We start from the raw sequence: 19,049 nt of genomic DNA on the forward strand, positions 1-19,049 counted from the left end.
TCCGCCTCGCCATCGAATCGTGGACACTGAAAGTTGGTCTCAAAACGTCTTGAGGGGCTGATCTGCCGTCCTTGCGTTCACCCTGTCCGTGAGATGCATCTCTCGCCATTTGAGAGGAAGGTGACAACCGCATGAGGGTGTTTCATTGGGCTTCAAAAAAGCCAGCAGGCCATGAAGCGCACGAGCCAATTGACCGTCCACGCGATTGAACTTTGTGGCGCAGCCCAGCCGGCGGCGTCTGACGGCAAACTCCTACAAGGCGTCGCTCATCTCGCGCGCGCGGGCCCAGCTTCGACCGCTGCCGGCGTCGAGGGGTTCGCGGTCCGCTCCGTTCGGCGCTCGATCAAGATCCTTCGGGCTTCTGCAGCGCCACGGTCGACGCCCAGGAAGATCGGGCGACGATCCCAGAAGCCGGCGCCGATAAGGTTGGCATAGGCCGCTTCGATAGTCGGCTTGTCCTCCTGGTCGAAGGCCTGCCGCATCAGTTGCTCGAGGAAGTGGTCGGCTTCCTGGCTGACGAAATCACCGGCGCGCGTGGTGGCCCAGAAATAGTGAGCCGTGTCCGCCGTCTCGGGCGTCAGGATATGGGCCTGATGCACAATAACCCCCGCCTCGCGCGGCTGGCCCACGGGTGCGGCGCCGATCTGCAGATACATGCTGGCCGGGACGTTCCAGCGCATGTCGAGCCAATGATCGGTGCGCATGTCCGGCGGGTAGCGACCCGTCGTGTGCGAAGGCGCAGGCACGTCCGGCATCCACCAGTTTGAATGCAGCGTTTCACCGTCCTGCCGGATGCAGTGATTGCCGGCGAAGATCACCCCCGCGCCGGCGAAGCTACCCTTGTGGACGAACTCGATGTGGCTGAGGTCCATCAGGTTGTCGACGCCAAACTCAAAGTTCGCCGCCATGGGCGTGTAGCCGGTGATGGGCGCTGTACCGTCCACCATCAACATGCCGAAGTTCGGAATGGTCGCTGGGTCGGCCGCTTCGGCGCCCCCTATCCACAGCCATACGATCCCGTCACGCTCGTGGGTCGGCCAGGTACGCACCCGCGCGCCCTTGGGAATGTGCTCCGAAAATGGATTACGGATGCAGGCGCCGGTCCGGTCGAAAGTGAGTCCGTGATAGCCGCATTGCACGGTGTCGCCGATGCGCTCCCCCCGGCTCAACGGGGCGAAACGATGGGGGCACCGATCTTCGAGCGCAGCAACGGATCCGTCCTCCAGCCGGTAGAGTAGGATCGGCTCACCACACAGGCGCCGTCGCAGGAGAGCGGCGCCGACTTCAGCGCTCCAGGCGGCCATGAACCAGCAGTCGGTGGGAAGATCATTCACGCCCATGCATGTCTCCTCGATCACCGGCCCTGTGCTGCGGCGCTTCACCCCGTCCGGCCACCCAGCGCGTCTGCGAACCAGTCGGCGATGAAGTCGCGGCCGAAGGCCATGTTGTCGGCGCCGACGTGTTCGACGCCGCCTTCACGATCGGTGAAGATCTTGAGCTCGCGGTGCGGGCTGTTCGTCAGTTGTTCGAAGCTTCGGTGGGCATATTCCAGGCCGATCTGGCGATCCCTGGCCCCATGGGTAATCAGGAACGGGACCCTGATCCGCTCCATGACGCCGTCCAGCGTCATGCCCGACGCCTTCTGCAGGAAATCGTCCATGTCCTTTGCGCCGAACACCCAATGGACGTGGGCCCAATAGTGTGGAACCGGATTCTCGCCCTCGCGGCGCAGACGTTTGCGCTGCACCTCGGCCCAGTCGTGGTTGGCGCCCCAGACAGCGCCGGCGGCGAAGCGGGGCTCGAAGGCGACGGCCCGCGGCGCGTAGTAGCCGCCGAGCGAAATGCCGGTCATGCCGATCCGCTGTGGATCGACATCCGGCTGGGCCTGCAGCCAGTCCACCCATCTCGACGCCCAGCGTTCGCTCTCATGGGTCGCCGGCAAGCCTTCCGTGCGCAGGGCCTCACCGGTCCCGGGTTGGTCGACGCAAAGGGTGGAGATCCCTCGCCGGGCCAGAGCGTGGGGCAGGAAGGAGAAATAGAGCAGCTCCTTGGTGCTATCGAGCCCGTTGCAATAGACCACCGCAGGCTTGGCGCCCTCGCCAGGCGCCGGGGTCCAGAGGGCCGAAAGCGATTTTCCCTCATAGGGGATGGTCACACGCCGCACCGCCTGACCGCCCAAGCTCATTGCCGCCTCGAACGTCGACAGCGCGCGCGCGTACATGGCCTCGCGGCCGGGGTGGCCATGACCCTGCATGCGCTCGGCGACCTGGTAGTAAAGACTGGCGCGCTCGAGCTTGGCGCCCGCCGAAAACTTTCGGCCACGGGCTTCGTCCTCAGCGGCGAGATCAGCCAGCTTGTCCGCCATCCTGACCCACTCGGTCATGAATTCGGCGGTGCCGGCGTCCTCGCCCCGTTCTGCGGCGGCCCGGATCGGCGCGCACATGTCAACGATCTCGCCGATCTTGCCGCCGCTTTCCAGTGCGATGGCGAGCGAGAGGTTCCAGACATAGTTGGGGAAATAGTCGAACAGGGCCATGCGCCTCAAACCTCAGTCGGTTGGAACAGGCCCGCATCGGCCTGCGGATGCGGCATGGTCTGCGGCCCGCCGACGCCGATCCCCCACTGGTCCATCACCTGAAGGCTCGGCTTGTGCACCTTTGCCTCGTGGCGGTCGAAGTCCACCGCCTCGAGCTCTGCCGTATATTCGACGGCGAAACCATTCGGGGTCACGAAATAGCTGAACGTATTGTCGCCCGCGGTATGCCGGCCCGGTCCCCACCGGATGTCGACGCCCTGGCTCTTCAGACGCGCGACCCCCCGCATCATGTCGTCAATCGAATGCATGTCGTAGGCGACGTGGTTCAGGCAGGGCGGCCCGGGCAGGATGGCGATGCGGTGGTGCCATTGGTTGCAGCGCAGGAACGCCATGAAGTCACCCAGCCAATCCGAAAGCCGGAAGCCGAGGACATCGACGAAGAACTGAACCAGACCCTTGTGATCGGGAGAATGAAGTACGATGTGGCTGATCCGCTCGGGGATTCCCTCCCATCGCTGCAGCGAACGCGAAGGGCCTCGTGCGACCTCGGTCGAGATCTCGAACGGCAGGCCGTCCGGGGAGAAGAAGCGGAAACCGTAGCCGCCGCCGGGGCTTTGCAGGTCTTGGGGTCGGAAGACGATGCGACAGCCAGCCGCCGCCACCGCCTCGTGCAGGACGTCGACGTCCACGCGGGTCTCGGCGGCCAACGCGATCAAATCGATCCGGTCATGCGGCGCTTCACGAAGACGGACGACAAACGGCTCGTCGTGGCCCTCGGCGGCGAGATAGATCACGCCGGCCACTTCCGCGACCTCCTTCAACCCCCAGACGTCACGATAGAAATTCCGCTCGGCGGGCAAATCGTGCACGCCATAGCCGACGTGGCGAATTTCGGTCACACGGCTCATCTCTTGCTCCTGTCAGTGGGTCAGATCGGCTGGGCGACGACGCCGAACATCGCCTTGGTCGCGACGGCGTTGTCGACCAGCGGGCCCTCGCCCAGCTGGCCGCGGCAGATGGCCAGCGAGGCGTCGACAATGTAGCGGCAGCGCTCGTAGCGCCGGGCGCGGTAGGCTTCGAACGCAGCTTCCGGGGCCTCGGCGCGAGCCAACTCCTCGGCCAGGACTATGGCGTCCTCGATGGCCATGCCTGCGCCCTGGCCGAGGTGTGGCGTCGTTGCGTGGACGGCGTCTCCGAGGAGAACGATGCGCCCCTTGTGCCAAGGGCCAGCCAAAAACTGGGTTTCGAGGGGCTTGTAGACGACCCCCGCATCGTCCGTGATCTGCTCAGCCAGGACGGCGATCGCCGGCGGCGCCCAGTCGAGCTTGCTGCGCATCGCACGGGCGAGGCCCTCTTGTGGATACCGCGGATTTCCCGGCTCGGCGGTCGTCACGTACATGTACATCAGACTGGAGGCGAGCGGCACGAGGCCCACGCCGACCGGGCCGTCGTAGACATGAAGGCTGTCCAGATCGGCAGGACGTTCGAAATTATATCGCCACACCGACTGGCCCGTGAACCTGGGCGCCTCGGCGCCCGGAAAGATGACGGTCCGGGTCGTCGAATAGAGGCCGTCGGCCCCCACCACCAGGTCATATTCGCCGCTCGATCCGTCCGAGAAATGCGCGCGCACTCTGCGCCCGTCATCTTCGAGCCCGGTCGCCGTCAGGCCCAGCCTGACCTTGGCGCCTGCACCGATCGCGCGGTCGCCCAGCACCTTGTGCAAAGCGGGGCGGCCGATGCCGATATTGGCCGGGTAGCCCTCAACCAGCTTGGGCGCCGGCGCTCGGGCCACCCTCACGCCGTTCGGCGCGAAGATGTCGACAAAGTCGAAGCCGCAGCCAGCGTTCAGATAGTCGTCCAGGATGCCGAGCTGCGCCATGGCGCGGACCACGTTCGATTGCTGGATGATGCCGACGCCGTAAACCGACCAATCAGGATCGCGTTCGATCAGCTCGACGACGGCGCCTTGGCGTCTCAGCGCAATCGCCGCGGTCAGTCCGCCGATGCCGCCGCCGATGATCAGGACCTTGGGCGCGATCAAAGCCGCACCTGGAACGCGACGAGGCGAACACCGGACGCCATGGACATTGCTCCTCCCACCCGGGCGTCGTGGCGCCCTTCCTAGCGATAGGAGGCTAGAGCTCGATCACCCTTTGTAAAATCGATTGATCAGATGGAAACTCATCCATCACGTAAATGGTCTAGGCCGCTGCGCCTGTATGCGAAGCTCCTGCAGCAGCCAGCGCACGCCTTCGTCATTGGCGCGCGAGGGATGGTGATGGATCATCTGACGCAGAGGCGGAAACGGAAACGGCAGAGGCGCATAAGCGATCGGGAATTGCCGGGTCATGGTTTCCGCCAGCCGCCCATGCATGATCGCCAGTCGCTCGCTGCCGACCAGAAACAAGGGCGCCATGGCGAAAGAGGCGGCTCTGACCTCGACCCTGCGCGACCGACCGAGCAGTTCAGCCTGCCGATCGGCGAAGCTCAGGATGCGCTGAGGCCCGATCGCCACCGCCACGTGGCCGCAGCGGAAGATTTTCTCCTCGGTGACCTCGCCCTGGAACAGGGGGTTGTCGCGCCATCCGACGATGACGTGCTGCTCTTCGAAGAACAGCTCGGTGGGGTATTCGTCGACCATGAAGCCTTCCGGGCTGATCAGGAGGTCGACATCGCCTCTTTGAAATTCGGCCTGACTGGCCGGGTCGGGAAAGATGAGATCGAAGCCAATCCGGGGCGCAAGGCTCGCCAGGCGTGACAGGAGCGGCGCCAGAATCGAACTGGTCACCGAATCCGAGGCGATGATGCGGAAGGCGCGCTGCGAGGTCGCAGGATCGAAAACCGACGAGGAGCTCACGATGCCGTCGGCGACCTTCAGGCATTCGCGAACCTGCGGCCTCAGGCCCTCGGCGAAGGGGGTCGGATACATCGATTTGCCGAGCCCGACGAGGATCTCGTCGTCGAAGAACTCGCGCAGGCGAGCGAGCGCGGCGCTGGTCGCCGGTTGGCTCAAGTGCAGACGCCGGGCCGCCGCCGAGACGCTGCGCTCGTCGAGCAACACGTCCAAGCAGACGAGAAGGTTGAGGTCGAGGCCTTTGAACCGCACAGCTACCTATCCATAAAACGAGTTGATAATGATCTAAACAACAAATTTGGCAAATGCATATCGGTTGCATAGCCTCCTCCCAACAAAGCCGCCCGCGAAGGGCGGTCCTGGGGAGGACCTATGAAGCAAGCTCTTGTAGCGGGATGCGCATTGGCCGTGATCGCCGCTGCATCGAACGCCGCGGCCCAGACCGCTTCGCCCGCCGCGCAATCGCCGTCGGCCAACGGCCAGCTGACCACCTTGTCCGACATCGTCGTGACCGCTCAGCGCCGCTCGGAGTCCCTGCAGCGCGCGGCCCTGCCGGTCAGCGCCGTATCCGGCGCGGCGCTGGTCGCCGGGGGCGTGACGCGCCCGAGTGAGCTGACGACCATCGTGCCGGCCCTCCAAGTCGCCCCGGCCGCCGGCCCCTCCAGCCTGTTCTATTTGCGAGGCGTCGGTAATTTCAACGGCAACGCCCTGTCCGATCCCGCCATCGCCTTCAACTTCGACGGCGTCTATATCGGACGTCCCTCCAGCACCTCCGGCTTCTTTTACGACATCGATCGGGTCGAGGTCCTGAAAGGTCCGCAAGGCACGCTGTACGGCCGAAACGCCACCGGCGGGGCGATCAACGTCATCAGCCAGAAACCGGTGTTGGGCCAGTACAGCGGCGATGCGTCGGTGGCCTATGGCAACTACAGCGCCGTACGCGCGGACGGCGACGTCAACATCCCGATGGGCGATGACGCCGCCCTTCGCGCCGCCGCCAGCTATGTGCGCCACGACGGCTACATGAAGGATGGGACCGACGACCAGGACGACCTCGGCGGGCGGCTCTCGTTCCGCTGGGAGCCCTCCAAGGCGGTCTCGGTGAATTTGGTGGCCGACTATTTCCACCAGGGCGGCAAAGGCGTCGGCGGAACGCCGGTCCAACTCGGGATCGATGGGCGGCCTGGCTTCCTGTCGCCTGCGGGCCAAGCGTTCACGGCGGCCCAGCCCGATCTTCTGCTCGGCCAGGCCTTCACCCCGTTCTCGACCCGGCCGCATCTGAACGACAGCTACTGGGGGATTTCATCGACTATCGATTGGCGCACGCCGATCGGAACTGTGACCCTTGTTCCGGCTTGGCGCGACAGCAGCCTGAACTTCCTATCCGACACGCCGGGCTTTTATCTCTGGCAGCGCGAGCACGACCGGCAGGGCAGCCTGGAGGCCCGCCTGACCTCAGGCGACGAGCACCCGCTGCGCTATCTGCTGGGCGCCTTCTACTACAACGAGACCAACGAGGTTCCGCAGTTCTACGTCAACCAGCAAGCCAACGTGAACCTGGACACCTACAAACAGTCCGACGAGAACGAAGCCGTATTCGGTCGGCTCACCTATGCGGTGACCCACGATTTCCGCCTCAGCGTGGGCGCCCGATACACCTATGAGACCAAGGACCTGAGCGGCTCGCTCTCCGGCGACCTGCGCCCCTGCGTGTTGGCGACCGGCTGCCCGGGCGCGTCGCCCATCCCCCTCTCTCTGACCCTGCCGCCCCCCAACTTCAATCCTGTCGCCGGCGCAGGGACCCTGACCATCCCGAGCTTTGTCGGCGATCTGGGCGCCAATGCGCTTCACAGGACCTTCGATAAAGTCACCTACCGGGTCGGCGCCGATTGGGACGTCACCGCGCACAACCTCGTCTATGCGAGCTTCGAGACCGGCTTCAAATCCGGCGGGTTCTTCTTCACCTCCGACAATGGCGTCTATCGCCCCGAAACGATCGAGGCCTTCACACTGGGCTCGAAGAACCGGTTCCTGGACAACCGCCTGCAGCTGAACCTGGAAGCCTTCTACTGGCGCTACCGCGACCAGCAGATCAGCCATCTGGTCGACGATTCCGCGGGACAGTCAGTGTTCGCCACCCAGAACGTCGGCCAAGCCAGCTACAAGGGTGTCGAGATCGATACCCGCTACAAGCTGTCGGCGACGACCGAGCTGAATGCGGACGTCCAGTACCTGGACGCGACCTACGACTCATTTGTCTACCAGACGCCCAACCTGAACGGCGGCTTCGCCAACGGCACAGGCTGTCCCAACCTTGTCGCGCCGGGCGCCAGCTACACGATCAACTGCTCCGGCAAGACACCGCCCTACGCGCCGGCCTGGACCATCAACCTGGGCGGCGAGCAGACTGTCTATCTCGGCGAGGGGCGGCTCACGGGCGACCTGCGCGCCCACTGGCAGTCAAAGACCCTGACCGGACTGGAGTTCCTGGCGAGCGAATATCAGGCCGCCTATTGGAACGTCGACGCCCAGCTCGCCTACGCCTTCCCTGGGGGGCGCTACACCGTGACGCTCTACGGCGACAACCTGTTCGACAAGACCACCATCGGCAACACCTTCCCGACGCCCTTCAGCCTCTTCACGTCCGCCACGCTGCGGCCGCCGCGGACCTACGGCGTGCGCCTCAGCGGCAAGTTCTGATCGCCGATGGCCTCAGGCCTCACCATCCTGGTCACTGGAGCCGGGGGTTTCGTAGCCCGCGGCCTGGTTGAACGCATGGCGGCCGAGCCTGGCCTGAAAGGTGCGCGCCTGGTCCTGACGGACCATCGGATCGGGCACGTTGCAGCCTGGCCGGACGCAGAGATTGTAGAAGGCGATCTCAGGGATGCGCGCCTGCGGGCCGGACTTTGCGCCGATCCGGTCGACATCTGCTTTCACCTGGCCGGGGTCCTGGGCGGCGCGGCAGAGGCCGACTACGACCTGGCACGGGCCGTCAATCTCGACGCCAGCCTGTCGCTTCTGGAAAGCCTGCGCCGACCTTCCCGGCCGCCGCGCGTGGTCTTCGCCAGCTCCATCGCAGTGTTCGGCGCGCCCTTACCCCAGCGGGTGGATGATGGGACCGCCCCTCGGCCCTCCATGACCTATGGCGCCCAGAAGCTGATGATCGAGACGGCGCTGGGCGCCTTTTCCCGCAGAGGTGAACTGGATGGGCTGGCCCTGCGCCTGCCCGGGGTCGTCGCCCGTCCGGACGCTGACGCCCGCCTGAAATCAGCCTTCCTGAACCGCCTCTTCCATGAATTCGCCGCCGGAACCGACATGATCTTGCCGGTCTCGCCGCAAGGTCAGACCTGGCTTCTGTCCCGCACCGCCTGCGCCGACAATCTTCTCAAGGCCGCCATGATTGCGCCGGACCGTCTGGGCGAGCGGCGCGCCATCACCTTGCCGGCGGTGCAGTGTTCGATGGCCGACCTGATCGACGCCCTGCGCCGCCGATATCCGAACAGCCCGTCCCGGATCCGCTTCGAGCCCGACCCGTGGCTCGAGGCCCAGTTCGCCACCTATCCGCCGCTGGCCACGCCGTTGGCGGAGAGCCTGGGCTTTGCAGCGGACGAGAGCGTCGATCGGCTCATCGAACACGCCATTGCGGCCGGCGCAGCGCCGGCGATTGCGACTATGACCGAGGAGGCGCGAGGCTGATGCGATTGGCGACGATGCGCGCGGGCGGCCGAGACGGCCGCCTAGTTGTGGTGTCCAGCGACCTCAGCCGCTGCGCCGGCGCCGCTGGGATCGCCCCCACCCTGCAGGACGCCCTGGACAACTGGGCGACGGCCGCGCCCGAGCTGGAAGCGCTGCAACAGCGGCTCGACGACGGCCTGTGCGCCGATGCGGCTCCTTTTGACCCGGCCCACGCCATGGCTCCCCTGCCCCGAGCCTGGCAATGGCTGGACGCCTCCGCCTACCCCAGCCACGGCGAGCTGATGGCCAAGGTGCTCGGCATCGCTCCGGAACTCTACGGCGCGCCCCTGATGTACCAGGGTCTGTCGGACCACTTTATCGGCCCTACAGAAAACGTTCCCCTGCCAGACGAGGAGCATGGCGTCGATTTCGAGGGGGAGTTCGGCGTCATAACCGACGCCGTGCCCATGGGGGTGAGCCCGCAGCAGGCGCTGCGGCACATCTGCCTGGTCGTTCAGATCAACGACTGGTCGCTGCGCGCCCTGGCCGGCCGCGAGATGAAAACCGGCTTCGGCTGGATCCAAGCCAAACCCGCCTGCAGCATGGCGCCGGTCGCGGTGACGCCCAAAGCGCTGGGCCCATCCTGGCGCGAGGCGCGCCCCGATCTCGACCTGCTGGTCGACTGGAACGGCGTCCGCTTCGGCCGGGCCAACGGATCGCCGATGGAATTCGGCTTCCACGAGTTGATCGCCCACGCCGCCCGCACGCGCTCCCTGCCGGCAGGAACCGTGATCGGCTCTGGCACCGTCTCCAACGCAAACTTCCGCGAGGTCGGCTCGTCCTGCATCGCCGAACGGCGCGGCATCGAGATCGTCGACCAAGGCGAGGCGAAGACCGGCTTCATGCGCTTCGGTGACCGTGTGCGCATGGAAGCGCGCACGAAGGACGGCGCGCCCGTCTTCGGCGCGATCGATCAGGCTGTAATCCCTTTCAGGCCCCAATCATGACAGGAGTGAACATGTCCGCAGGCGTTCGTCGGATCGTCACCGGCCACGACGACGAGGGGAAGGCGATTGTCATAAGCGACGGCCCACCCGAGCGGGTCCAGTCGCTAGGGCCCAAGGGCCCGATCTTCTATGAGCTCTGGAACACCCGCCAGGCGCCAGTCCTCATCGACCGGCGGGGCGGCGAACCGGCTGAGACGGGATTGATCCTTGCGCCCCCCGAGCGCGGAACGCGGATCCGCATTCTCGACATCGCGCCCGAGGATGACGCCCTCGAGACGATCGACGCCGAGGAGTCGCGCAGGCATTTCGAACTCGTCGGCGCCGGCGAAGCTTCGACCAACCAGGGCGGCGATGCGCCCCACCCTTTCATGCACCGCACTGAGACCATCGACTACGGCATCGTGCTGGAAGGCGAGATCACCCTGATCCTGGACAGAGCGGAGACGCTCGTCCGGGCTGGCGACGTCGTCATCCAGAAGGGAACCAACCACGCCTGGGCGAACCGCAGCGGCCGCAACTGCCGGATCGCCTTCATCCTCATTGATGGTTGCTACGAGGCCGGACTCTAGCGATCGATGGGCGGGCGCCGTTCGATTGCGCGTTGGTTGATCCGCACCACCTGTCTTGCGGAGTGCACTGCCCCACTTGGTCCGTCAACCCATCTCCGCGGGGACATTTCTTATGACTGCAATGCAGAAACTAGCGCTGCCTTATCGCGGTGTTCGGGAAGGCTGCTTTTGGCGACAATCGCCTTCCTCACCGCGCACCGAAGACTCGATGGTTTAGCATTCGCTGCAAGAACCGGCTCGTCAGGCGGTCAAGCTTGCCGCAGGTGGGTCCAGCACTCGATTTTGTGCAACAGTTCGGCTGGATTGATCGGCTTCGAGATGTAGTCGCTGATGCCCGCTGCGCGGCAAGCCTCCATCACGGGCGCCAGCACGTTGGCGGTGACCGCCAGGATCGGCGTCGCAGCATTGAGGGGTGAGGCGGCGCGTATTTCGCGTGCGGCCGCGAAACCATCCATTACGGGCATCTGCAGATCCATCAGGATCACATCGAACGCGTTGCGGCCAGCGGCTTCGATGGCTTCGACGCCATTGGCCGCCTCGCAGAGCTGTAGATCCGGTCGCGACAGCAGCGCGGCCAGTACGTCGCGATTGCTTGGGACGTCATCGACCACAAGAACGCGGAGCGCACGAAGGGTAGGATCTTCCTCTCGCTCGGCTTTCGCCTCGGTCGGCTGAGCGCTGACCGGCGGCGCCGGGATTTGGAACCAGAAGGTTGAACCGGCTCCGGGGATGCTATCCACCCCGATCTCGCCGCCCATCTGCTCCACCAGCCCGCGGGCGATAGCCAAGCCGAGTCCGGCGCCGCCGAAACGGCGGGTGTCCGACTCGTCGACCTGAGTAAAGCGCTCGAACAATCGCTCGCGATCCTCGGGCCGGATGCCGATGCCAGTATCGCGCACCCTGACAACCAGCCGGCCGCCAGCCTCCGCCGAGTAGCCGGCCTCGACGGCGATCCGGCCAGCGAACGTGAACTTGATGGCGTTGGCCAGGAGGTTGTTCAGCACCCGGCGCACCCGCTCCGAATCCGCCAACACCTGGTCGGGTAGCTCGCTGTCGAGGACCAAGGCCAGGCTGAGATCCTTCTTCTCGGCCTGCGGGCGCAGCATCTCGACGGTGTCGTGCAGAAAGCCGGCAAGAGCCAGCGGCTGGGCGTCCAGCTCGATACGGCCGGCCTCGATCCGCGACAGGTCGAGGATGTCGTTGACCAGGGACAAAAGCGCACGGCCGCCGTCGACAATGCGCGTGACATGGCTTCTGGCCTTGTCCGGCAGGCCCTCCGTCTTGGCCAGAAGCCCCGCGAAGCCGATCACCACGGTCAGCGGCGTCCTGATCTCGTGGCTCATATTGGCCAGGAACTGGGCCTTGGCGGCGGCGGCGGACTCAGCGGTCCGTTGGGCGATCCGGCTGGCCAGCAGGGCTTCATCGGCCTTGAGTTTGGCCCGCGCGTTTTGCTGGAACACACCGAGCGCGCGCGCGAGATCGCCGACTTCGTCTGGGCGATCGACGTCGGGAATGCGTCGGTCCAAGTCCCCAGCCGCGACCAGGCCCATGGCGCGGGTGATGCGCGCCAGCGGGTGCAGAACATAGCGGCTGACGAACACGATCGCGGCCAAGCCGCCACTCAGCGTGATGATCATGACTCCGATGGCGGCGTAGAAGCGCTGCTCGGCAGCGTCGGCCTGCTGCGCTGCCTGGCCGGTCGCCAGGTTGGCTGCGGTGCTGGAGACGTTCGTCAGACTGGTCAGGCCTGGCGTATCGATGCTGACCTGTTCGGGGCGACCTGGCGCCGGCCGGCCAGCATTGACGTCGGCGAGCACCCGATTGCGCAGGGCGCGGTCGCGAACGAAATAGTCCAGATCAGCCTTCCGCACGGCGTCCGTCAGCGGCCGAGACCCGGTCTCGGCCGCCTCGTTCTTGACGATCTCCCAAAGCACATCGACCCGATCGGTCAGACTATCGAACTCGCGCTGTTGCGTCGGCGTCAGCGGCCGATCAAAGATAGCGGCGCGCCCCTTGAGAAGGCTATCCGTCCCGGCGGCGGCGCGGGTCGCCCAGGCCAACTGGCTGATGCCGATCAAGCGCGCGCTAGAAGGATTGAGCCGGATGACCTCAGCCGACAGGCGCGCTGTCGTCTGGGTCAGCGAGTCCGTGAGAGCCGTCGCGCTGGCCATCCACTCCGATTCCAGGTCGGGTGGCCTGTGTTCGCTGGGCAGGCGGATTCCGGCATCGACGGCAGCTCTGGCGGATTGTAGCCGCGCAAAGCGCGTACGGATATCGGCCTGCAGGAAAGCATCGCTGTCAGGCGACAGGGCGGCGATTTCCTTTAACACCGGCGACAGCGCAGCGTCCGATCGGGCGCGAAGGCGCTGGACGAACGCCACGCGTTGAGCGGGGGCCGGCCCACCTGGCTCGACCGCCATAGCCTCGGTCTCTCCACGTTCCAGGCGCAGGGCGTTCATGGCGACGAACAGATCGCGCTGAACTGTGGTGGCGGCCAGCACCCTTTGCGCCAAGCGATGCTGGCGGAAAGCATCGCGAGCGTAGCCGGCGCAGGCGAATACGAGAATCCCGACGAGCACAGCGACAATCGCCTGGACGCTCAGCCTGATCGAGTGACGCTCGTTCATCCGCACGCGCCTTCAAGCGGCCCGAAGGCGGGAATTCGCCCCGACAGCCTCCGACCTGACGCAATTCAGATTAACAGAGTTTCGCCGACCTCAAAGGCCGCGCTGATGGCGGGCAAAACAACTCAGGCGCGAACAGATCGCCGTCTTTTAAGGGGTCTTGTAGAGACAATATAATGGCGAATTACAGGCCACCTACGGTCGAATTTAGTGAGCCATCTTGCGTAAAATTATTTCCGGTCGATCGTTTAAGTTTAAGCGAAAATTGAACGAGATCAGGAAATATTCTTTGATAGCCCGTCAAATCCAACCCAAAGGACGTTTGAAGCGAGGGAAGTCATGCCGTCAGCTCGACGCTCGGCAAGAAGCGGCAATTGACGCGAGCCCCCTCCGGCCTCAGCTGGCGAATCGGAATGTCCGCGGCCCAGCAACTGGAGCCGCCCCATGACCGCCTCTCGCAAAAAGCCGGCAGCGGGTTAACGTCGGGCCGCTCATCTGGGCAGACAATGAGATCATGGCCCCGCGGCCTAGGTCATTACCCAGGGGCGCCTACGCGAGGCTCGATCGGCGGATCTCTGAGCCAATCGCGCTGGCGACGAACCGGCGACGGCGACCGCTCCCTGGCAGGACATGTAGCTGTTTCCAAGGCTGGGCCGCACCTCCGATCCAACGGTGTCAGGAATATTCCCTCATGGGACTCGGGTCTTCCCGGCTGTGACCGCTCCCACGAATTTGAGACACTCAGGCAAGGTCAGCGTGGAGTGCGAGCGATGTTCGCCAAGTCCCTGCCGCAGTGGCCCGGCGACGGTCACAGCCGCGCCAACAGCGATCGCCGATCAGCTGCTGGCGGCGGCCCGCTACCTCGGGCCTCGAACGACGACCACCTCGGCTGCGGCGAGGCCCGGTCGCCGCTTCGCGTGCTGCTGGTCGACGACAACATCCTCACCCAGGAGGTGGCTGCATCGGTGCTGGAACTGGAGGGCTACGCAGTCGATCAGGCGTCCAACGGGCTGCAGGCTGTCGAGGCTGCGACCCGCACAAGCTACGACCTGATCCTGATGGACCTGCAGATGCCGGTCATGGACGGCATCGCCGCCACCCGGCAGATCCGGCGCCTGCCACCGCCGCATGGCGAGCCCTGGATCATCGCCGTCAGCGGTTGGGACGACCCGAACTCGCGCCGGCTTTGCGTCGGGGTCGGAATGGACGATTTTATCGCCAAGCCCTACCACCCGGACCTGCTGAGCGAGAAACTGGAATGGATCGACGCCTTCAGGCCGACCCATCGCCAGCGGCCCGGGTCGCCGGGGGCCTGATCCTTCAGGTCTCGTCCAGCCAGCCGTGCCGGGCGCCGTAGCGGACGATCTCGGCCCGGCTGTGCAGACCCAGTTTCTCGACCCCGCGGGCCTTGTAGGTCTCCACGGTCTTGATGCTGAGGAGAAGCTTCGCCGCCGCCTCCTTGCTGGAAAAGCCCCGGGCGGTCAGCCGCAGCACCGCCTCTTCGCGGCTGGACAGCTCGCTGGTCGCTGCGCCGGGCGTCTTGGCCGCGCTGAGCAGCTTGCTGGCCATGGCAGGATCGACATAGAGCCCCCCGGCCATGACCGCGCGGACAGCATGAATCAGGTCCTCAGCCGCTGAGCGCTTGAGCAGGTAGCCGCGCACCCCGCACTGCAGCAGCTGGTCCAGATAGGCGCGGTCCTCATGCACCGTCAGCACCAGCACCCTGACCTCGGGGCACTGCTCGGCCACGGCCTTGGCTAGGCCAAAGCCGTTCAGCTTGGGCATCGACACGTCGATCACCGCCACGTCGGGCAGGGTCTGGCGGATCAATTCCAGCGCGGCCTGGCCATCGACCGCTTCGCCCACAAGGCTCATGTCCGGCGTGGACTCGACCAGCGCCTTAAGGCCCGCCAGAACGATCGGATGGTCGTCGGCCAGCGCGACGCGGATTTCGCTCATACGGCCTCGTTCCCAGCCGCATCATCCCTCGGCAGGGGGATGCGGACGCGCAATATGGCCCCGCTTTGCGCCCCGGAATCAATGACCAATGTCCCGCGCAAGGGCGCCAGCCGCTCGCGCATGCCCGCAAGCCCGAGCCGGGTCTGATCCCCCAAGCTCCCTGGGTCGATCCCCTTGCCGTCGTCGGCGATGACCAGGTGCAGTTCGCTGTCACGCTGCGAGAGGGCCAGACGGACGACGCTGGCCCCTGCGTGCTTCAGCACGTTGGTCATGGCCTCCTGGATCACACGGTAGACGGCGGTCTCGACCTCGGTGGTGAAGCGGCGGCCGTCCAACGCCTCGGCCTCAAGCACGACCTGCACCCCGGAACGCTCCGCCCAATCCCCGACATAGGTTTCCAGGGCCTTGACCAGGCCAATATCGTCCAGCGCCGTCGGCCGCAGTTCCCAGGCGGTGCGGTGCACGTCACGGCCGATCTGGCCGGTGAGTTGCTCCAGCCAGGCCAGGGTTTCCAAGCCCCTGGGATCCTGCACCTGGGCCTGCAGCTTCTTCAGGCCCAGCGACAGGCCGGTGAGGCTCTGGCCGATCTCATCGTGCAGTTCGCGGGCGATGCGCCTGCGCTCCTCCTCCTGCACATTGACCAGCCGCTCCAGAAGCTTGAGCCGCTCGGCCTCGGCCTTCACCTTCTGAGCCGCGCGCAGCTCGCGCTGGGTCTCCTCCCGGGCCAGCATTTCCTCGCGCAGGCGCAGGTTCTGTTGTTCGATCTCGCGTTGCATGCGTCGGATCGAAAGGTGCGTCCGAACCCGCGCCAGGACCTCGTCCATCTGGAACGGCTTGGTGACATAGTCGACCCCGCCGACATCGAAGCCGGTCACCTTGTCTTCAGCTGAGCCCGACGCAGTCATGAAAATCACCGGGATATCGCTTGTGGCCTCCGACGCCTTGAGCTGACGGCAGACCTCGAAGCCGTCCATCACCGGCATGCGCAGGTCCAGTAGGATCAGGTCGGGATGGATCAGGCGCGCACGTTTCAGCCCTTCTTCACCGTCCTGGGCGACGGCGACGGCATAGCCCTGGTCCTCCAGGCAATCGACCAGGACCCGAAGATTAGCCGGCACATCGTCCATGATCAGGACCGTGCTGCCCTTGAGCCCCGGCGCCGACTTCACGATCATGGCTGGCCCTTCTGCGCCTCGCCGCTGTGCTGTCAGCATGAGGGCATGTGTTACGCTTTGAAACCGATTGGGGCGATACAACCGATTATATTCCCGCAAGGGTTGAACGGGCGTCAGAACCGGGCCGTCGCGGCGAGGCTGAACTCGGTGTCGTTGACCCAGACGCTCTGCGGCCTGGCGCCGGAGCCGAAGGTCGATCGGCGCATGGTCCCAAGAAGGTTCACACCCTCGACCGAGAGGGTGATCCGGCGGGTCAGGCGATAGCGCGCAGAGGCGTCCAGCCATCCGGTCGGCTCGGTATAGACCGGCAAGGCCCCTACCCCGACGAAGCTGGCCGTGCTGCTGAGAAAGCGGCTGCGCCAGTTGTAGGCCAGCCGCGCCGAAATCCTGTTTCGCTCATAAAGGCCGATCAGATTGTAGCTGTCCTTGGACAGGTTCTGCAGCGTCACGCCGCGGCGCAAGGTTCGGCTGGGGGTCGAGCTGTCGACATAGGTATAGTTGGCCTGCAGGCCGAGGCCGCTCCAGGCCCCGGGCAGGAAATCGAAGAACTGCTGGTAGCCGACCTCGAAGCCGCGGATGTCGCCATGCGCTCCATTCTGGGGCCGGGTCACCTGATAGGTCTTGCCGTCATGGACCTCGGGAGCGCTGACGGTCGCCACAAAGCCGTCGACGTGCTTCAGGAAGCCCGTGGCGTAGATCGCGGTGGTCGGTCCGAGATAGTCCTCGACCGCGAAATCCAGATTGTCCGAGCGCACGGGCTTCAGGTTCGGATTGCCCGCAGAGCCGGTGTTCAGTGTCGGATTCACCGGATTGGGGGCCAGGCTGAGCGACGGCGAGAGCTGGGAGAAGTCCTGCCGGGTCAGGGTGCGCGAAGCGGCCAGCCGCAGATAGAGACCGTCTCGCAGGCGCCAACGCAAGTTCAGGCTGGGCAGGAGGTCCCAGTCGGTCCGCTCCAGGTGGATCGGGACGATGGCGCTGGTCGAGGGCTGCGACTGCCCGCCGGACACCGCCTCTCCCGTCGCGACCCAGCGCAGGCCGAAATCGCCGTCCAGCGGCAAGCGGCCGGCCCGTAGCCGAGCCAGCAGATAGCCCGCATCGGAATCCTCACCGATGCGCCACTGCCCGAGCCGATTCACCGACGGGACCGGGGTGGTGACACCAAAGGCGGCCCTGAGCGCGGCGGCGTTGCGGGCCAGGGCCAGGTCGCCCACCAGATAGCCGGTGACCGTCTGGCCGGTCTGGCCGGGGAAGAAATTGCGGTAGGGGTCGGGCATGACGAAGCCCGGCAGGCTGGCAACCGGAAGGCCGGTCAGCGCCGCATCGCCGAAGATCAGCCCCGAGCCGTCCGAGGCCCGCCGGTCGGCATGGCGCCAGCCAGCCGAGACCTTCCCGATCGGCCCGCTGTCCAGCTCATAGTCGGCGTCGACCTGGGCCGCCGCGAGTCGGCCCAGAAACGGCGAGGCGCGATAGGCGACGCCGGTGTAGCGGAAATTGGTGGGGTCCTGCAGGTCGGTCCCAGCGACCGATCCGCTGGGAACGACGGTGGAGAAGTCCTGGCTGAAGCTCGCCGCGGTCCCGGCAAGGAACGGACCGGAGAAGAACAGGTCGTTGACCGAGTCCGTATAGCTGACGTCCGCCCTCAGGCTCAGGCGGCCCTTGGACCACCGCGCCCCGACTGCGGCGAGCTTGGAGCGGTCGATGGTGTCGCGGGCGAAGCTGAGCATAGAGACGGAGGCGTTCGTCCAGGTGATCCGCTCCAGGTCGCGGGTCCCTGGAAACAGCGCTGCGCTACCGGCCTGGAAGGTCGGGGCGGCCGCGATGTTGATCTGGTAGCTGTCCTGCAGGGTGCGGAACTCGGCATAGTCGCCCTCGGCATAGAGTTCGAGGGCGGGCGTGGGCCGCCATTGCAGCATGGCCTCGGCCCCGGTCCGCCGCCTCTGGCCGATGCTGGTGGTCTGCGAGATCCCGTTGGGCGCGATCACCACCGTCCCCGGCACGATGTCGCTGCGGGCGACGGGATTGCCGGCGCTCTCCTGATCCTCCCGCCAGGCCCGCTGCTGATAGGAGAGGTCGATCAGCAGCGCGACCTCGCCCACACCTGTGGTCCAGCGGTTGCTGGCCAGGACCGAGCCCTCGCCCCCGTCCCGAGCGGCCAGATCGCCGTGGATCAGCCGGGCGGAGGCGAGCGCGACCGGGCCAGCGAAATCGAACGGCCGGTGGGTCTCGAGGTCAGCCAGGCCACCGATCCCGCCCTCGATCTGCGAGGCCGACGAGGTCTTGTAGACGTCGATGCGCGAGACCAGCTCAGACGGGATGTCGGAGAAGTTCAGGGTGCGGCCGCCGCCCGCGGTGAAGACTTCTCGTCCATTGAGCGTGGTCTCGATCTGCGAGAGGCCACGGATGGTGATGTTGGCCCCTTCGCCGCGATCCTGGGTGATCTGCGCGCCGGTGATGCGCTGCAAGGCGTCGGCGACGCTGTAGTCGGGCAGCTTGACGATGTCGTCGGCCACCACCGAGTCGACGATCTGAAGCTTTTCGCGCTTGACCGCCTCGGCCGCCTCCAGGCTCGCCCGCTTGCCGTAGACCACTACGGTCTGGGCGGCGGCCGGCCAGGCGAGCGCAAGGCATGTCAGAACCGACACGGACA

At 65.8% G+C, this 19,049-nt stretch carries 14 protein-coding genes; 5 read left to right on the top strand and 9 right to left on the bottom strand.

What is annotated here, in order from left to right; all coding sequences use genetic code 11:
* Positions 1-266: 266 nt before the first annotated feature.
* The 5 genes from KCG34_RS12525 to KCG34_RS12545 all read right to left on the bottom strand — a co-directional run bounded on the left by KCG34_RS12525 (position 267) and on the right by KCG34_RS12545 (position 5,645).
* Entirely contained in the window at positions 267-1,340 is a 1,074-nt protein-coding gene (locus tag KCG34_RS12525; RefSeq protein ID WP_211935984.1) for a Rieske 2Fe-2S domain-containing protein, read from the bottom strand.
* 38 nt (positions 1,341-1,378) lie between these two features.
* Entirely contained in the window at positions 1,379-2,536 is a 1,158-nt protein-coding gene (locus KCG34_RS12530) for an alpha/beta hydrolase family protein (RefSeq protein ID WP_211935985.1), read from the bottom strand.
* A 5-nt stretch (positions 2,537-2,541) separates the two neighbouring features.
* Positions 2,542-3,444 (bottom strand): VOC family protein, encoded by a 903-nt coding sequence (locus tag KCG34_RS12535; protein WP_211935986.1) that lies wholly within the window; start codon positions 3,442-3,444, stop codon positions 2,542-2,544.
* Positions 3,445-3,464: 20 nt separating this feature from the next.
* The gene (locus tag KCG34_RS12540; protein WP_211935987.1) at positions 3,465-4,580 is read right to left on the bottom strand and encodes an FAD-dependent oxidoreductase; all 1,116 of its coding nucleotides are present in this window, start codon (positions 4,578-4,580) and stop codon (positions 3,465-3,467) included.
* 147 nt (positions 4,581-4,727) lie between these two features.
* Positions 4,728-5,645, bottom strand: a complete 918-nt coding sequence (locus tag KCG34_RS12545) for a LysR family transcriptional regulator (protein WP_211935988.1) — start codon at positions 5,643-5,645, stop codon at positions 4,728-4,730.
* 120 nt (positions 5,646-5,765) lie between these two features.
* Here KCG34_RS12545 and KCG34_RS12550 point away from each other — a divergent pair, with 120 nt between their 5' ends.
* Genes KCG34_RS12550 through KCG34_RS12565 form a run of 4 tightly spaced genes read left to right on the top strand, consistent with a single transcriptional unit; the run spans position 5,766 to position 10,644 of the window.
* Complete coding sequence (locus tag KCG34_RS12550) at positions 5,766-8,093, top strand: TonB-dependent receptor (protein ID WP_211935989.1); 2,328 nt, start codon at positions 5,766-5,768, stop codon at positions 8,091-8,093.
* Between the two features lie 6 nt (positions 8,094-8,099).
* The gene (locus tag KCG34_RS12555; protein ID WP_211935990.1) at positions 8,100-9,089 is read left to right on the top strand and encodes an NAD-dependent epimerase/dehydratase family protein; all 990 of its coding nucleotides are present in this window, start codon (positions 8,100-8,102) and stop codon (positions 9,087-9,089) included.
* Entirely contained in the window at positions 9,089-10,075 is a 987-nt protein-coding gene (locus KCG34_RS12560; protein ID WP_211935991.1) for a fumarylacetoacetate hydrolase family protein, read from the top strand. Before KCG34_RS12555 ends, KCG34_RS12560 begins: the two co-directional genes overlap by 1 nt.
* Before the next feature lie 11 nt (positions 10,076-10,086).
* Positions 10,087-10,644, top strand: a complete 558-nt coding sequence (locus KCG34_RS12565) for a cupin domain-containing protein (RefSeq protein ID WP_211935992.1) — start codon at positions 10,087-10,089, stop codon at positions 10,642-10,644.
* A 248-nt stretch (positions 10,645-10,892) separates the two neighbouring features.
* Here the strand turns inward: KCG34_RS12565 and KCG34_RS12570 are convergent, their stop codons facing one another.
* Complete coding sequence (locus tag KCG34_RS12570; RefSeq protein ID WP_211935993.1) at positions 10,893-13,271, bottom strand: ATP-binding protein; 2,379 nt, start codon at positions 13,269-13,271, stop codon at positions 10,893-10,895.
* Positions 13,272-14,038: 767 nt separating this feature from the next.
* Between KCG34_RS12570 and KCG34_RS12575 the strand changes: the two genes are divergently transcribed.
* Positions 14,039-14,584: a response regulator gene (locus KCG34_RS12575; RefSeq protein WP_211935994.1), complete on the top strand. Its 546-nt coding sequence runs from the start codon at positions 14,039-14,041 to the stop codon at positions 14,582-14,584.
* 4 nt (positions 14,585-14,588) lie between these two features.
* Here the strand turns inward: KCG34_RS12575 and KCG34_RS12580 are convergent, their stop codons facing one another.
* The 3 genes from KCG34_RS12580 to KCG34_RS12590 form a co-directional block, all read right to left on the bottom strand.
* Positions 14,589-15,227, bottom strand: a complete 639-nt coding sequence (locus KCG34_RS12580) for a response regulator transcription factor (RefSeq protein ID WP_211935995.1) — start codon at positions 15,225-15,227, stop codon at positions 14,589-14,591.
* Positions 15,224-16,402, bottom strand: a complete 1,179-nt coding sequence (locus KCG34_RS12585; RefSeq protein WP_211935996.1) for an ATP-binding response regulator — start codon at positions 16,400-16,402, stop codon at positions 15,224-15,226. The genes KCG34_RS12580 and KCG34_RS12585 overlap by 4 nt, the downstream gene beginning before the upstream one ends.
* Before the next feature lie 113 nt (positions 16,403-16,515).
* Positions 16,516-19,044 carry a TonB-dependent receptor gene (locus KCG34_RS12590; protein ID WP_211935997.1) on the bottom strand — a complete coding sequence of 843 codons (2,529 nt, stop codon included), beginning with the start codon at positions 19,042-19,044 and terminating at the stop codon, positions 16,516-16,518.
* Between the last annotated feature and the right edge of the window lie 5 nt (positions 19,045-19,049).

Origin of the sequence: Phenylobacterium montanum, assembly GCF_018135625.1 — a bacterium.
Lineage (GTDB): Bacteria > Pseudomonadota > Alphaproteobacteria > Caulobacterales > Caulobacteraceae > Poindextera > Poindextera montana.

What these genes read in the sequence shown, in the direction of transcription:
- KCG34_RS12525 (WP_211935984.1), bottom strand. Translation starts at nt 1,340, where the DNA reads ATGGGCGTGAATGATCTTCCCACCGACTGCTGGTTCATGGCCGCCTGG.
- KCG34_RS12530 (WP_211935985.1), bottom strand. Translation starts at nt 2,536, where the DNA reads ATGGCCCTGTTCGACTATTTCCCCAACTATGTCTGGAACCTCTCGCTC.
- KCG34_RS12535 (WP_211935986.1), bottom strand. Translation starts at nt 3,444, where the DNA reads ATGAGCCGTGTGACCGAAATTCGCCACGTCGGCTATGGCGTGCACGAT.
- KCG34_RS12550 (WP_211935989.1), top strand. Translation starts at nt 5,766, where the DNA reads ATGAAGCAAGCTCTTGTAGCGGGATGCGCATTGGCCGTGATCGCCGCT.
- KCG34_RS12555 (WP_211935990.1), top strand. Translation starts at nt 8,100, where the DNA reads ATGGCCTCAGGCCTCACCATCCTGGTCACTGGAGCCGGGGGTTTCGTA.
- KCG34_RS12560 (WP_211935991.1), top strand. Translation starts at nt 9,089, where the DNA reads ATGCGATTGGCGACGATGCGCGCGGGCGGCCGAGACGGCCGCCTAGTT.
- KCG34_RS12565 (WP_211935992.1), top strand. Translation starts at nt 10,087, where the DNA reads ATGTCCGCAGGCGTTCGTCGGATCGTCACCGGCCACGACGACGAGGGG.
- KCG34_RS12570 (WP_211935993.1), bottom strand. Translation starts at nt 13,271, where the DNA reads ATGAACGAGCGTCACTCGATCAGGCTGAGCGTCCAGGCGATTGTCGCT.
- KCG34_RS12575 (WP_211935994.1), top strand. Translation starts at nt 14,039, where the DNA reads ATGTTCGCCAAGTCCCTGCCGCAGTGGCCCGGCGACGGTCACAGCCGC.
- KCG34_RS12580 (WP_211935995.1), bottom strand. Translation starts at nt 15,227, where the DNA reads ATGAGCGAAATCCGCGTCGCGCTGGCCGACGACCATCCGATCGTTCTG.
- KCG34_RS12585 (WP_211935996.1), bottom strand. Translation starts at nt 16,402, where the DNA reads ATGATCGTGAAGTCGGCGCCGGGGCTCAAGGGCAGCACGGTCCTGATC.